The 14,465-nt window shown below is 58.8% G+C and carries 15 protein-coding genes and 1 tRNA gene; 1 reads left to right on the top strand and 15 read right to left on the bottom strand.

Annotated elements, in window-relative coordinates:
- The 4 genes from VL688_04910 to VL688_04895 all read right to left on the bottom strand — a co-directional run.
- Positions 1 to 539, bottom strand: a 539-nt coding sequence (locus VL688_04910) for an isocitrate/isopropylmalate family dehydrogenase (GenBank protein ID HTL47384.1), incomplete at its 3' end; no start/stop codon positions are given.
- 43 nt (positions 540 to 582) lie between these two features.
- The gene (locus tag VL688_04905) at positions 583 to 1,368 is read right to left on the bottom strand and encodes a thiazole synthase (GenBank protein ID HTL47383.1); all 786 of its coding nucleotides are present in this window, start codon (positions 1,366 to 1,368) and stop codon (positions 583 to 585) included.
- 22 nt (positions 1,369 to 1,390) lie between these two features.
- Positions 1,391 to 2,860: a glycogen synthase GlgA gene (glgA, locus tag VL688_04900; GenBank protein ID HTL47382.1), complete on the bottom strand. Its 1,470-nt coding sequence runs from the start codon at positions 2,858 to 2,860 to the stop codon at positions 1,391 to 1,393.
- A gap of 26 nt (positions 2,861 to 2,886) precedes the next feature.
- On the bottom strand, positions 2,887 to 3,174 hold the full coding sequence (locus tag VL688_04895; protein HTL47381.1) for an isoamylase early set domain-containing protein: 288 nt from the start codon (positions 3,172 to 3,174) through the stop codon (positions 2,887 to 2,889).
- 83 nt (positions 3,175 to 3,257) lie between these two features.
- On the opposite strand from VL688_04895, the gene rpmB reads away from it, so the two are divergent.
- Positions 3,258 to 3,539, top strand: a complete 282-nt coding sequence (gene rpmB, locus VL688_04890; protein ID HTL47380.1) for a 50S ribosomal protein L28 — start codon at positions 3,258 to 3,260, stop codon at positions 3,537 to 3,539.
- Here the strand turns inward: rpmB and recJ are convergent.
- The 11 genes from recJ to VL688_04835 all read right to left on the bottom strand — a co-directional run bounded on the left by recJ (position 3,536) and on the right by VL688_04835 (position 14,454).
- Positions 3,536 to 5,218: a single-stranded-DNA-specific exonuclease RecJ gene (gene recJ / locus VL688_04885; GenBank protein HTL47379.1), complete on the bottom strand. Its 1,683-nt coding sequence runs from the start codon at positions 5,216 to 5,218 to the stop codon at positions 3,536 to 3,538. The genes rpmB and recJ overlap by 4 nt on opposite strands.
- Before the next feature lie 79 nt (positions 5,219 to 5,297).
- Complete coding sequence (secD, locus tag VL688_04880; GenBank protein ID HTL47378.1) at positions 5,298 to 7,472, bottom strand: protein translocase subunit SecD; 2,175 nt, start codon at positions 7,470 to 7,472, stop codon at positions 5,298 to 5,300.
- 9 nt (positions 7,473 to 7,481) lie between these two features.
- Positions 7,482 to 7,802, bottom strand: coding sequence for a preprotein translocase subunit YajC (yajC, locus tag VL688_04875; GenBank protein ID HTL47377.1), 321 nt, complete (start codon positions 7,800 to 7,802; stop codon positions 7,482 to 7,484).
- Between the two features lie 46 nt (positions 7,803 to 7,848).
- The gene (gene tgt / locus VL688_04870) at positions 7,849 to 9,000 is read right to left on the bottom strand and encodes a tRNA guanosine(34) transglycosylase Tgt (protein HTL47376.1); all 1,152 of its coding nucleotides are present in this window, start codon (positions 8,998 to 9,000) and stop codon (positions 7,849 to 7,851) included.
- Complete coding sequence (gene queA / locus VL688_04865) at positions 8,997 to 10,073, bottom strand: tRNA preQ1(34) S-adenosylmethionine ribosyltransferase-isomerase QueA (protein HTL47375.1); 1,077 nt, start codon at positions 10,071 to 10,073, stop codon at positions 8,997 to 8,999. Before queA ends, tgt begins: the two co-directional genes overlap by 4 nt.
- Before the next feature lie 2 nt (positions 10,074 to 10,075).
- The gene (locus VL688_04860; protein HTL47374.1) at positions 10,076 to 10,786 is read right to left on the bottom strand and encodes a hypothetical protein; all 711 of its coding nucleotides are present in this window, start codon (positions 10,784 to 10,786) and stop codon (positions 10,076 to 10,078) included.
- Between the two features lie 59 nt (positions 10,787 to 10,845).
- A tRNA-Arg gene (locus VL688_04855) sits at positions 10,846 to 10,922 on the bottom strand.
- Between the two features lie 214 nt (positions 10,923 to 11,136).
- Positions 11,137 to 12,324 (bottom strand): SpoIID/LytB domain-containing protein, encoded by a 1,188-nt coding sequence (locus VL688_04850; GenBank protein HTL47373.1) that lies wholly within the window; start codon positions 12,322 to 12,324, stop codon positions 11,137 to 11,139.
- Between the two features lie 56 nt (positions 12,325 to 12,380).
- Complete coding sequence (locus VL688_04845; GenBank protein ID HTL47372.1) at positions 12,381 to 12,929, bottom strand: MEDS domain-containing protein; 549 nt, start codon at positions 12,927 to 12,929, stop codon at positions 12,381 to 12,383.
- Positions 12,930 to 13,082: 153 nt separating this feature from the next.
- The gene (locus VL688_04840; protein ID HTL47371.1) at positions 13,083 to 13,526 is read right to left on the bottom strand and encodes a peptidoglycan-binding domain-containing protein; all 444 of its coding nucleotides are present in this window, start codon (positions 13,524 to 13,526) and stop codon (positions 13,083 to 13,085) included.
- A 112-nt stretch (positions 13,527 to 13,638) separates the two neighbouring features.
- The gene (locus tag VL688_04835; protein ID HTL47370.1) at positions 13,639 to 14,454 is read right to left on the bottom strand and encodes a tRNA (adenine-N1)-methyltransferase; all 816 of its coding nucleotides are present in this window, start codon (positions 14,452 to 14,454) and stop codon (positions 13,639 to 13,641) included.
- Positions 14,455 to 14,465 lie beyond the last annotated feature (11 nt).

The raw sequence follows: 14,465 nt of genomic DNA, 5'->3' as shown, positions 1-14,465 counted from the left end.
CGCGCGAGCTCGAATGCCTTCACGGCGATGCGCTCGATTTCCGGCGTCGTATAAACTTCCGTGTTGATGCCTTTTTCGCCGCCGCCGGGAAGCGCCGTGACGCCTCGCGGCTCGCCGAAATAAATGCCGCCGCACAATTCGCGCACGATCACGAAATCCAGGCCTTTCACGACTTCTTCTTTCAGCGTCGAGTTGCGGTGCAGGTCGCTCAAGAGTTTCACGGGACGCAGATTCGCGAACACTTCGAGACCTTTGCGCAGGCCCAGCAGTCCTTTTTCCGGACGCTTCGCGTTTTCCACATTGTCCCATTTCGGGCCGCCCACGGCGCCGAGGAAAACCGCGTCCGCATTTTGCGCTTTTTTGAGCGCGGCTTCGGTCAGAGGCACGCCGTGCTTGTCAATCGACGCGCCGCCGAGCAGCTCTTCTTCCACTTCGAAGACCAGATGGAACATCTCGCCCAGCTTGCGGACCGCGCGCAGCGCCTGCTTCGTCACTTCCACGCCGATGCCGTCTCCGGGAAATACCAGAATTTTATACATACGCTCTCTCAGTTTGATTTAAGGGAATGAAAAAAGAAACGGGTTAGGCTCCCGATTTCATGGCAAGGCCTTCTTGCGGGCTCGAGGCCGAACCATAATCTTTCATGGGCATGCGCCCTGCCTGGAACGCTTTGCGCCCGGCGGAGACGGCTTCGCGCATGGCCTGCGCCATGAGCACCGGATCCTGCGCCGCGGCAATGGCGGTATTCATCAGAACGCCGTCCGCGCCGAGCTCCATGCAAACGGCGGCGTCAGATGCCGTGCCGACGCCCGCGTCCACGATCACCGGGCAAGAAACCGCTTCCAGCACGAATTTCAACGCGAGCTTGTTCTGCACGCCGCGTCCCGAGCCGATCGGAGCGGCCAGCGGCATCACGCACGCAGCGCCTGCGTCTTCCAATTTTTTTGCCATGACCGGGTCGTCATTCGTATAAGGCATCACCGTGAAGCCCTCCGCCACGAGGACCTGCGTCGCTTCCAGAAGCGCGGCCGTGTCCGGCATGAGGGTCTTGGGATCGCCGATCACTTCCAGCTTCACGAGATCGCCAATGCCAGCCGCCCTTGCCAGACGGGCAATTCGGATCGCGTCCTTGGCCGTATAAGCGCCCGCGGTGTTGGGCAGAATCTTGTACTTGTCCCGGTCCAGGTAATCCAGAATATTTTTTTCGGAGCGGTTCTCGAGATTCACGCGGCCGATCGCCACCGTGATCATGTCCGAGCCCGAGGCCTCCAGAGCGCGCACCATGAGCTCCATCGTCGCATACTTGCCCGTGCCGATGATCAGGCGCGAAGACAGGTCGTACTTTCCTATTTTTAGAACGTCTTGCATGTTTCACCTTTGTGAGGGGACCTTATTTGTCCGAGCTTCGGATCTTTCCCTGCCGGATGGACTCGAAAATCTGAAGGTACTTCTTGGCGGAAGCGGTCCAGGAGAAATCGGATTCCATCGCGTTTTTCGTCAGCACGGTCCACACGGCGCGGTCTTCGTAAGCGCGGAGCGCGCGCTTCAGGGCATCGAGGAACGCGGGCGTGGAATATTCCTCGAACAGAAACCCATTGCCCTTCCCCGTCTTGGAATTGAATTCCTGGATCGTGTCCGCAAGGCCGCCCGTCGCGCGCACCACCGGGATCGTGCCGTAGCGCAGCGCGATCATCTGGGCCAGGCCGCACGGTTCGTAATACGACGGCAGGATGAAGAGATCGGCTCCGGCGTAAATGGCCTTGGCCATTTTCGGATCGAAGACAATGTGAATGCCGAGCTGTTCCTTGTTCTTCTTCGCGAGGTCGCGCAGGATCTTGTGGTATTTTTCGTCCCCGGTGCCGAGCAGCACGAACTGCAGGCCGAGCTTCGTCATTTCATCGAGGGCGGGAATCAGAATGTCCATGCCCTTCTGGTCGATGAGCCGCGAGATGATGCCGACCAGCGGCGTACGCGAATCGACCTTGAAACCGTTTTCTTTTTGCAGCAGGAGTTTATTCGGGATCTTGCGGTCGATCTTCGCAAGGTTGTACTTTTCCGTGATGTCCGGATCGGTTTCGGGATTCCATTCGTTGTAGTCGATGCCATTCAGAACGCCGTGCAGGTGATCCTTGCGCGAGGCAATGACATTTTCCAGGCCGCAGCCGAATTCTTTCGTCTGCACTTCGCGCGCATAGCGCTCGCTGACCGTCGTCACGGCATCGCCGTAAACCAGGCCGCCCTTCAGGAAGCTGACCTTGCCGTAAAATTCCAGCCGGTCGAACTTGAATTCGTCCCAGCTCAGGCCCGTCATCGGCAGCGAGTCCGGCGGGAAATTGCCCTGGTACGCGAGATTATGCACGGTGAAGACCGTCTTCGTTTTCTTGAACGCCGGGTCCTTGGCATAAAGGGTCCGCAGGAAAACGGGGATCAGGCCGGTCTGCCAGTCGTGGCAGTGGATGATGTCGGGCGAAAAGCCGGTCTGCTTCAGCGTTTCGAGGACGGCTTTCTGGAAAAAGGTGAAGCGCGTGTCGTTGTCCGGATAGTCGGCGAGCGCGGTGCCGTAGAGGTTGTCGCGCTGGAAATATTCGGGATGGTCGATGACGTAGACCGTCACGCCGCCGTCGTCCACGCGCTGGAAAACGCGGCAGGTCTCGCGCTGGCTGCCGATCACGATTTCCAGCCGCTCGATCACGAGCTGGAATTTGTACTTCTCGAGCTGGACGCTCTTGTAGCGCGGCAGAAAGGCCGCGACTTCGTGCCCCAGCGAGCGGAGTTCCTTCGTGAGTGAGCCCGCCACATCGGCCAGGCCGCCAGTTTTTGCGTACGGCGCCATTTCGGACGCCACGGAAACGATTTTCATGGTTGTTTAGGTATTTGGGAACCCGGCTATTGAACTGTCAGAACACAATTCCAGGTTCCGAAAGGGTTGGGGACGCATTCCACGGTACGCTGGTCGTTTTGCCAGTCCCCGTCGACCCAGAACCGGTATTCGTACCGGCCCGGCTCAAGATGCAAGGTCGCCTTCCACTTTCCGTTCTTGGACTTCTTGAGGGGGGTCGCTTCAGGATTCCAGAGGTTAAAACCGCCCGCCAATCGAACTTCCTTGGCTTCGGGAGCAAAAAACTCAAACTCCACCGCTTTCAAACCCGCGGCGTCCTTCGCTTTATCTCTCATAAAGCCCCCTCGTAGAGAGGGTTGAGTATATAACAGAAAAAACAGCTTGCCAAGGATGATCTTGCCGCTATAATGCTGGGCCTATGCAGCACTGTTTCGTTTGCGATAAAAAACCCATTGTCGGCCGTTCCATTGCCCGCCGCGGTCTTGCCAAAAAGACCGGCGGTATCGGTAAGAAGACGACCGGCATCACGCGCCGCCGCTTTCTCCCCAACCTCCAGAAGGTGAAGGCGATTCTTTTGAACGGTACGGTCCGCAGCATTTGGGCCTGCGCCTCCTGCCTCCAGGCGGGCAAGGTCAGAAAAGCCGTGGGTCATCGCAAAGCCGCTCTTCAGAAGCTTGCCGCGGCCAAAACCGCCGCTTAAGCGTTCCCCTCTCCTTCATCCAGCAGCCGGATCTCTTTCGCTTCCAGAATAACTCTTTCGACTCCGTCCCACAGCTTGCGCTTCACGGTATAAGCCATTTCGATGTTTTTTCCCTTTTGCAGCCGGCGCAGGAGGCTTGAAGACGGTGACTCTTCGATTTCGGTAGCCTGAACTTCGAAAACCGTACTGCCGTGGGTTGCGTAAAACTGAAAGCGGCTGGGTGTCAGCCCCATGGGCGCGGTTTTGACTTCCGCGCCGCGTGTCATGAAAACGGGACGCGGATTTCCCATGCCGTACGGCTCCAGAAGCTCCAGCTCGCGCAGGAAGGCCGGCGTCAAATCGCCGAAGACCAGTTCCATGTCCGCTTCGATCTGGCGGATGAAAATTTCCGCGGCCGTGCTTTCGCGCGCGTAGTCATTGATCTTCTTACGGAAGGCGTCCACGTTTTCGTTCTTGATCGAAAGCCCCGCGGCCTGCGGATGCCCGCCAAATTCCTCGAACAGCTCCTTGCACTCGGCCAGCGCCTGATAAAGATTAAACTGTTTGATCGAGCGGCCGGAGCCCTTCCCGATGCCGTTTTCTTCCATGGCGATGACGACCGCGGGCCGGTGGTATTTGTCGACAAGCCGCGCGGCCACGATGCCGATGACGCCCTGATGCCAGCCCCGCTTGGCGGCCACGATCACGCGGTCGCGGCTGAAATTCACGGTGCGTTCCACGTCGCTCACCGCTTCCCTGACCGTCTGCCGCTCTTCCCTTTGCCGGCACTTATTTTCCTCTTCGAGCGCCGCGGCCAGGCTTCTCGCCTCTTTTTCGCTTTCCGTGAGGAGGAGGCGCAGCGAAATTTCCGGCGAGCTCATGCGTCCTGCCGCATTGATGCGCGGCCCGAACACGAAACCGATATGCCCGGCGTCGACTTCTTTCCGGCCCATCTTCGCGGCTTCGGCCAGGGCTTTAAATCCCAGGTGCGTCCGGCTCGACAAAAGTTTCAGCCCATTTTTTACGATCACGCGGTTTTCCAGGCGGAGCGGCGCCACGTCGCAGACCGTGGACACGGCAGCAAGATCGAGAAAGGCAAAGGCCCTTTCTCCTAAAAGCGCCTGGCTCAATTTGAAGGCCAGGCCCGCGGCGGAAAGTTCTTTGAACGAATAGCCGCAATCGGATTGCAGGGGATTCAGGATCATGTGCGCGGGCGGCACGCCTTCGGCGGGAATCTTGTGGTGGTCGATGACGATGACGTCCATGCCGTTTTCGCGGGCAAAGGTGATTTGCTCGCGGGCCGTGATGCCGCAGTCGACCGTGATGAGGATTTTGAATCCTTCTTTCGCCGCATTCTGGATCGCGCGCAGGCTCACGCCGTAGCCGTCTTCGGCGCGGTGCGGCAGGAAAACACGCGGACGCAGGCCCAGCAGCTCCAGCGTGCGCGCCACGATCGCGGCACCGGTCACGCCGTCCACGTCGTAATCGCCATGAATGAAGATTTTTTCGTCCGCTTCGGCGGCCCGGCGGATCCTGTCGCAGGCCTCACGCATGCCGCGCATCTCGAAGGGGTCGAGAAGCGCGTCCAGTTCGGCCTTCAGAAAGGATTCGATCTCTTCGGGACGGCTGAGGCCGCGGAGTTTGAGGAGCTCGAGGAAACGGGCACTGTAGGAAAGGTCGGAAGCCAGAGGCAAATCCATGGACGGATTTTACCTCAAAATGCGGGAGGGAAGAACCAAAAAACAGGGGCGGACCGTTTGAGCGGCCCGCCCCTGGAGCCTATTTGCGCGCTTTCATGTCCACGAGAAGGGCCGAGGCCACGAACACCGTGGAGTAAATGCCGACGGAGAATCCGATGCAGAGGATGAACGCGAAATCGTTGATGCCGCCGCCGCCGAAGAGGAACAGCGCCAGGGCGCCGAACAGCACGTTCAAGCTGGTCAGGATCGTGCGGCCGAGCGTCTGGTTGATGCTGAGGTCCACGATTTCGGCAAAGGATTTTTTGCGGACCGCTTTCAGGTTTTCACGCACGCGGTCAAAGGTGATGATGGTGTCGTTGACCGAATAGCCCATGATCGTCAGCACCGCCGCCACCGTGGAGAGGTTGATTTCGCGGCCGCTGATGACGTACATGCCGAACGTAAAAAGCGTGTCGTGCAGCAGCGCGACGACCGCGGCCGTCGCGAATTTCCACTCGAAGCGCACGGCAAGGTAGACCAGAATGCCCAGCGACGACCAGAAAATCGCCCACAGGGCCTTGACCTTCAGGTCACCGCTGACGGTCGGACCGACTTCGTCAACCCGCATGATTTCGCCTTTATTGTCGCCGAACGAATTCATGGCCGCTTCGATTTTTTGCGTGCCGGCCTCGCGGGTCTTGACGACGAATTCATGGTCGTCCGGATTACCGTAAGGCTGCAGCGAAGGATCCCTGACCCCGCTTTTCTCCAGGGCATCGCGCAGGTCGGAGGCATCGATCGCTTTTTGGAATTTCATCTGGATGAGCGTGCCTCCCGTGAATTCCACGCCGAAATTGCTCTGCCCCCGTGACGTAAATGCGAAAACGCCCAGCCCCAGCGTGAGGACCGAAAACCCGTAGGCCAGGTAGCGGCCTTTCAAAAAGCGGATGTCCGTGACGCCGAGCAGCTTCATCATGGGAAGCTTCATGTTGGGATTGCGATAGGCCAGGAAATCGAAAACCGCGCGAGTGACGGTCAGCGACGAGAACATGCTCGCGATCTGACCAAGGCCGAGCGTGACGGCAAAGCCTTTGACCGGCCCGGTGCCGATGAAAAAGAGGATGACCGCCGTGATGAAGGTGGTCATGTTGGAGTCCAGAATGGCGGCAAACGCGCGGTGGTAGCCCGCGGAAATCGCGGCGCGCACGCCCTTGCCCAGCTCCATTTCTTCGCGCATCCTTTCCGAAATCAGGATGTTGGCGTCAACGGCCATGCCGATCGACAAAATGAAGCCGGCAATACCCGGAAGGGTCAGCGAGGAATGGCACGCAGCCAGCGAGCCCAGGATCATCAGCGAGTAAACGATCAGGCCGATATCCGCGATCAGTCCCCCAATCAGGTAATACAGCGGCATGAAGATAAAGACGAGCAGCGCGCCCACAAGGCCGGCCCGCACGCCTTTTTGAATTGAGTCCTGGCCGAGAGTCGGACCGACGGTACGTTCTTCGATGATCTTGACCGGCGCAGGCAAAGCGCCGGCACGCAGAACAAGCGAAAGGTCGTTTGCCTCTTCGGATGTAAAATTGCCCGAAATCACGGCCTGACCATTCGGAATGCGGTCGCGGATAACGGGCGCCGAATGCACCTTCTCGTCCAGCACGATGGCCAGGCGTTTGCCCGTATTCTGGAACGTGACCTGGTCGAATTGCTTCGCGCCTGCTTTGTCGAACTGGATCTGGACGTTTGCCTCGCCGAGCTGGCCGAAGCCCACCCAGGCGTTAGTCAGATGATCGCCGGTGAGCAAGGCGTCGGATTTCAGGAGAAGGTTGCTGGAGCCGCCGTTGTTTTCCTGGACTTCCCGCAGTTCATAGCCTTGCGGGACATTGCCCTCGTCGGCCTTCTTGTTCAGGTCCGGATCATCTTCGACCAGTTTGAATTCCAGGTGCGCGGTTTTACCCACGATCTGTTTTGCGCGCTCGCGGTCGGTGACGCCGGGAAGCTGGACCACCACGTACTGGCTGCCCTGCTTGGTGATGGTCGGTTCGCGAACGCCGAGCTCGTCGATACGGTTGCGGATAATTTCCGTGACGCGTTCGGTCGCATCCTTGCGCGCCTCCTGCGGCACTTTGTCGAGTTCGACCTGCAGCAGGAGCTGCATGCCGCCCTGGAGGTCAAGGCCGAGGTTGATCTTCTGACTGGGCGGGTAGGCAAGCCAGATCGACACCGCCGACACGACAATGATGAGCAGGACCTTCCATTTATAATATTTCCCCATAGATTCCCCTTATTCCCTGAGTCCGGTAACCGCGGACTTTAGAACTTCCATTTTGGTGCTGTCGTTGTCGCCGACTTTCATGACCACGTAATCTTTCTGAATGCTGGTCACCACGCCGAGGATGCCTCCGGCGGTGATGATCTTGTCGCCTTTCTTCAACTCTTCGATCATTTTGTCCGTGTCTTTGCGCTGCTTCTGCTGCGGACGCCACACGAGAAAATACATGATGCCGAAAACGATGAAAAACGGGAAAAAGAGGGCGATGGGGCTTGCGGCTTGTCCCGCGGGCTGGGCTGCGGTCTCGGCTGCGTATGCGATCTGTTCAAACATGGTCTGCTCCGTGATTTGGGCCTCGGCAGAGGCTTATGGCTTCTATTTATCGGCACTCAGGGTCGAAATTATTCAGAAAATTTTTCTGAAACGACCGGAAGGTGCCGGCGAGGATGGCCTCGCGTATTTTTTTCAGAAACGTGACGAAAAAATGGACGTTGTGGATGGAAACAAGCTGGGGCCCCAGCATTTCCTCCGCGTTGAACAAATGCCGGAGATACCCTTTCGAAAAATGGCGGCAGGCGTAGCACGCGCAGCCCTCTTCGATCGGATCCGGGTCTTCATTATATTTGCCGTTGCGCACGACACACAGCCCCGTCGCCGTAAACGCAGTGCCGTTGCGCCCGTAGCGCGTGGGATTCACGCAGTCGAACATGTCCGCGCCCGCGTCCACGGCTTCCAGAAAATCGATCGGCGTGCCCACGCCCATCATGTACCGCGGCTTGTCTTCGGGCATGCGCGGCACGATTTCCTGCAGGACGCGCCGCGTGTCTTCCTTGCTTTCGCCCACGCAAAGGCCGCCGAGCGCATAGCCGTCAAAACCGATTTCCAGCATCTGGTCCAAGCTCTCGCGGCGCAGGTCCGGAAAAATCCCGCCCTGCACGATGCCGAAAAGCGCCTGGCCCGGAAGGCGGTGCCTTTTCTTCGCCCGCTGCGCCCACCGGTACGTGATGCCGCAGGCCTTCTTCACCCGTTCCTTGTCGCGCGTCGGCGGGGGGCATTCGTCGAAGATCATGGCAATGTCGCTGCCGAGCGCTTCCTGGATTTCCATGACGCTCTCAGGCGTCAGAAAAATCTCGCGTCCGTCGAAATGCGAATGGAACCGGACACCTTCCTCGGCGATCTGGCGCAGCCGGCTCAGCGAAAAAACCTGGTAGCCGCCGCTGTCGGTCAGGATCGGGCGGTTCCAGCCCATGAAACGGTGCAGGCCGCCGAGTTTTTTGATTATATCGATTCCCGGACGTATGTAAAGGTGGTAGGCATTCGAGAGGATGATCTGGGCGCCCGTGTCCTCGATGTCCCGGGGAAGGAGCCCTTTGACCGTGGCCTGGGTGCCGACGGGCATGAAGACCGGCGTCTCGAACTCTCCGTGCGGCGTGCGCACCCGGCCCGCGCGCGCGTGGCCTTCGGGGCTGCGGGTCTCGAGCTCGTAGCCAAAGCCGGGTTCCGCGAGTTTCAATTTGCCTTCTTCGATCATAAGATCACCATGGCGTCGCCGTAACTGTAAAAGGCGTATTTTTCCCGCACCGCTTCATGATAAGCCGCCATCATTTTTTCGCGGCCGAGGAACGAGGCCACCAGCATGAGCAGCGTGCTTTTCGGCAGATGAAAATTGGTGATGAGCCCGTCCATCACCCGGAACGCATACGGCGGATAAATAAAAATCCGCGTGAGCCCCTGCCCGGCTTGAAGCGAGCCTTCCCGCGCCGCGGATTCCAGCGCGCGTACGGTCGTGGTGCCGCAGGCGATGACGCGCCGCTTTTCGCGCTTGGCCGCGTTGATTTTTTCCGCGGCGGCGGCGTCGATCGAATAAAACTCTTCGAACATCTCGTGCTGCGTGACGTCTTCCTCGTAAACCGGCTGGAACGTGCCGTAGCCGGTATGCAGCGTGATGAAAACGATCTCCACGCCTTTTTGGCGCAGCGTTTCCAGGAGCGGCTTGTCGAAATGCAAGCCGGCCGTGGGCGCGGCCACCGCGCCTTCCGCGCGCGCGAAAACTGTTTGATAATCTTCGCGGTCCTGGTCGGTGTCTTCTCTTTCAATATAAGGAGGCAGCGGCATGTGTCCGACGATTTCGAGCTTTTTGCGGAAATCCGGATCCGGAAAAACAAGCGTGCGCACGCCGTGTTCCGCGGGCTCGTCATCGACGCGCGCTTCCAGCGTCACGCCTTTTCCTTCGAACGCGAGCACCTGGCCTTTTGCGATGCGGCCCGAGGGCTTGAGCAGCGCTTCCCAGCGGTCCGGCCCCGTCTCTTTCAAAAGCAGCGCCTGGACTTTCCCGCCCGTGGGCCTCCGCCCCAGGAGCCGCGCGGGAATCACTTTCGTATCGTTCAGGACGAGCACGTCGCCGGCTTTCAAAAAATCCGCGACATTGCCGAAGCGGCGGTGCTCCACGGCGCCCGTCTCCCGCCCAATTTTCATCAGGCGCGCGGAGGTCCTCTTTTCCGGAGGATGCGCGGCAATGAGTTCCGGCGGAAGGTCGTAATCATAACTCGAAAGGCGGCGGTCCGTCTCCCCTGCCGGGGAATGCTCTGCAAGGGTTACGGGCATGGTTAGAGATGTTCTCCTTTGACGATCTCGGGGAGGGGCTGCGAATCGATCCGGATGCCTCCGTCATGCTCGATGCGCAGCGTGTAAATCGTGCCCGGCACGAAGATGGAGCCGGGCGCCTCGATTTGGACGTTCTTGATGCCCTCGGCCTTGCGGGCGTTCGGGTTCAGAGCGTAGTCCCAGAAATTCTCCCACAGCTTGTTCTCGAATTCGGAATTCACCTGCGGCACTTTGTAGCCCGCGGGAATTTCGCGCGCGGGCGTGATCTCGAATTCCTGCGTCTCGGGGCCGTTCAGGACAAAAGCCTTGAGAAAAAGATACGCGCTGCGCCCCCGGAGCTTGTCGCCTTTTTTCACCCACTTGTCTTCGAAACGGACGACCAGCGACTGGAACTGGATGACGTTGCCGCGGAACGTGAAATACTTGGCGGGCAGCGGGTTCCCGGCCGCGTCGTATTCCAGGAATTTGATCGTGGTCTCCACCTTCTGGGCCAGCTCGTCGTATTCGCTTTTGGTGACGAGCACTTCCGCGATGCGCGAATCCGCGGAAAGCCGCTCCACGATTTTGCTCAGGATGCGCGCTTCTTCGAGCCAGCGGCTGATCCAGACGGCGGAGGACAAAAGGATAGCGGCAATCACCACCATGAGGGCGATGTTGAAAATTCGCGTTACTTTGGCGGATACGGTGGAATTGGGTTTTGAAGTGGGTTCCATAGTTTTGGGTCTCTAAAAATCCGCAAAAGGCCGCGGCTCTCTTGCAAAGCAATATACAATGGCGCGCCCGCCGCGGGTCGAACGCGGAACCTTCAGCTCCGGAGGCTGACGCTCTATCCAATTGAGCTACGGGCGCAAACTACAATAAGATTTCAATCCGAGGTTTGCGCTTTCCCGCGAGGGCTTCTTTGGCCCGAGACGGGACCGTACCCGCGCAACCAGCGCGGGTGCGGGCGCACCACCATAAGTGCAGGCATCGGTTGGGGACCGGACTATCAAAAGTAGCCCATTATGATAGGAGAAATCGAAAATCCGGTCTATTTCTATTTTAGGCGGGTTTTTGAGGCGGATCAGAGGTCCAGATGCTTCAGGACCTGTCCGGGATAATAGTAGTCCAGGATTTGCTTATACGTATAGCCCAGGTCGGCCAGCTGCTTGGAGCCATACTGGCACAGGCCCACGCCGTGGCCCCAGCCCCGGCCCTTAAACACGAAGCCGCCTTCGACGGGTTCGATCGATTTGATTATCGTGCTTTTGAATTTGTACGATCCCATGAACATGCGGAAGTCCACCGCGGAAATCTTACGCTGGCCAAAACGGTATTTGATGAGGAAATTGTCCGCGCGTCCTGAGGTGTCGAAATCCACGGCCGCGACGTTCATCAGACCGGAAATCGCGAATCCCATTTTTTTGAGCGCCGCATCAATTTCGGCCGTCGTGAATTTCTGGCTCCAGCGGTAATGTTTGGATCCCTGGCAGAACCGGCAGGCCACGCCCATCAGGACGGGATGCTTTTCGATGGGCCAGACCGCATCCGCGCGTGTCGTGTGTCCGCCGCACGTGGAATGGAAAAAACCGGGAAAGAGTTTGCCCTGGTAGGTCATCACCTCGCCCCGCGTGTCTTCCACGGCCTGGTTTGTGATCGGATGCTCGGAGTGCCGTCCGCCGTACACCTGGCTTTTGACGTCGGCTTCCACGTCGTAAGGCTCGTCCTTATTTTCGATCGCCTTGAAGAGCGCGTAGGTCCGCGCGGCAACGGCCTGGGCCTTCAAAGTCTCGGGCGGCCAGCGGGCGCTGACCTCTTTCGGGAGCACGCCTTTCAGGTATTCTTCGACCGGCGCTTCGTTGATGACGTCGAGTTTGCCGTCCGGATTCCGGACGACGGAAATCGCATGCGCGTACCGGCCGTCGCCGACTGAGATCTCCCCTCCGCCTGTCAGTTCGATGCGCACCGTGTGCGCGGGAAGGATTTGCTTGCCCATCTGAATGCCGCGCGCCGCGGGACGCAGCGTCGTGGCGACAATCTTCGTTCCGGAAAAAAGCTTATGGCCTTCGCCGTCCCAGACCTGATAAGGGCTCACGGTGTTCACTTTCACCGAAGACGCGTTTTCCACGACCAGGATGCGGATATGGCTGATTTGTGAGAGGTCCGCGGGAATGACCATCGAGGATTTTTTGATTTCCGGCTTGGGCGCCGAAGAAAACGGCCAGAGGGAGACGGCCAGAAATAGAAAAGGATACGCGAAGAAGGAAAGCATGGTGGGCATTGTATCAGGGACGCCGCGGCGAATGAAACATCAAATACGCGGAGCGCTCAAAGTTTCCCGACCAGCACGCCGTCGTGCAGCTCGAGCACTTTGCGCGTGTCGGAAATGGCGCATTCGAGGATGGGGTAAGCGCACAGGCCGGTGATGAGATTGCCTTTGACGAAAGCGTCGATCTTTTTTTCGTAAGGCCAGACGCTGTTCCAATCCTGGTGAGGAATCGCGGCCATGTCGCCCGCGCCGCGGAAGGTCTTGAAGCCGGCTTCGCGTTTCTCCGCGATATAGACGCGCGCGTTGTCGGCCGCGCGGGCTTCGTCGAAACGGCCTTTCGTCAGATACCAGCTCTCGGCGGAACGGATCTCCAGGCGCCCTGCGGCCAGGTGGCGCGCCGCGTTCGGAATCATCTGCTCTGCGGCCTCGCGGACTTTTTCCAGCCCCGTCTTTTCCGAAGCCAGCCACAGGCAGGCGTCGCCTTTTTCAAGCCCCGCAGCAAAGTAAGCGGTGAGGATGCGAAGGTAGTCTTCGGTGTTTTTGTAGAATTGATAAAGATGCTTGCCGGCGGATACGCCGTGGAGGCCGTCGAAGTCGATTTTCTGCATGGCCGCTCCTTAGAGTCTCTTTATCCGTCCCGCAGGATAAGTCTAACATGCGGCACGCACGATACAACGGCGCATTAGCACTGCTGTGCGCCGTTTGGGGAGAAAAAAAATCCGTCCCCCCGTGAGAAGGGACGGATTTTTTAAGAACCGAAATTACTTTACGTCGCTGGCGTAGACCTTCAGCTTGTTCCAGGTCGTGCGGCCGACAACACCGTCCGCCGTGAGACCATTGTCTTTCTGGAAGGCCTTGATGGCTTTGCGCGTGCCCGGCCCGATCTTACCGTCGACCGTGCCCTGGTAATAGCCGGCGCCTTTGAGGGCCTGCTGGATTTTGAGCGAAGGAAGCTCGAAACCGGAAGGCGTGCGATAAGTGCCGCCAACGGCGCCTTCACCGCCCCCATTTGCCGATTCCTGCGCCATGCCGCGGCTCGTCTGGAGCTGTTCGTCCAGGCGGACCACTTCATCGGTCAACACGCCGATCTGGGCCTGGAGAGCGTTGATCTGGCGGTTCGTGCTCGACTTCGAGGCGCAGCCGGAGGAAAAAGCACCCAAGCCGAGAAGCACCGCGACGAAACTCAATTGAAAAACTTTCTTCATGATCGATCTCCTTTTGTGATGCGTGAGGCGTGAAAATATAATGCCTTGATCTTTCGAGACGACGAAAGTCTATCAAAGGCCCCTGGGAAAAGCAACAGGAGACTATCCCTGATCAGCCCGCTTTGATGCCGAAAACAAGGAACTCGGTGTGGGAGACCATCCTCTGGACCGGCCGGGTTTTCCCCTCCCGGGCCAGGATGGGACGCTCAAGGAGCTCCACGCAATCGACCCACAGAAAGCCTTCCCTGCGCAGGGCTTCGGCCATTTTTTCCACCTGGTTGAAGGTCGGGTTCAGGCTGACCACATGCCCCCCGTTTTTGAGGGCGGCTTTCACGACCGCGACTTCATCCCACGGCTGCGGGATGTCGAGCGTGACGACGTCGAAACCGGTTTCGGAGAAAGGCTCGGCCGCTTCGCGCTGGCAGAACACCACGTTCGCCGAAAGGCCCGCGCGCATCACGTTCTTGTACGCATTCTTGGGAAGGTCGGTGCGCCGGTCGTAGCTCCAGACGCTCCCGTTCGGCGCCACCTGCTGCGCGAGTGCCATGGTCAGCGAGCCGGAGCCCGTGCCGATTTCCAGGACCTTGCTTCCGCTCTTGATGCCGGCACGCAGCATGAGATACGCTGCGTCCTTCGGGTAAATGATGCCGCTTTCGCGCGAAGCCTTCATCATGAGGTCCATCATCGTAGGCCGGAGAAGATAGCCTTCGCCATGATCGCAGGCGACTTTGCTGCCGAACTCGCGGCCGATCCAGTCGTCGGCGAGCAGCGGCTTCCCGACGTGGACGCTCACGCGCTTGCCGCGCTGCACTTCCACCATGTAGCTGACTTCTTTTCTTTCGAACCACAGCAGGACGAGATCGCCTTCCTGAATGCACGGGTTCAGGCCGGCGGGCGTTTTGATTTCAGCGGATTCGATTGTTTCCATAGATGTAAGAG

It is taken from the genome of Verrucomicrobiia bacterium (genome assembly GCA_035495615.1).
GTDB lineage: Bacteria > Omnitrophota > Omnitrophia > Omnitrophales > Aquincolibacteriaceae > DATJFP01.
Note: the sequence above shows the minus strand (reverse complement) of the source record. Positions and strands in the feature narration are given on the sequence as shown.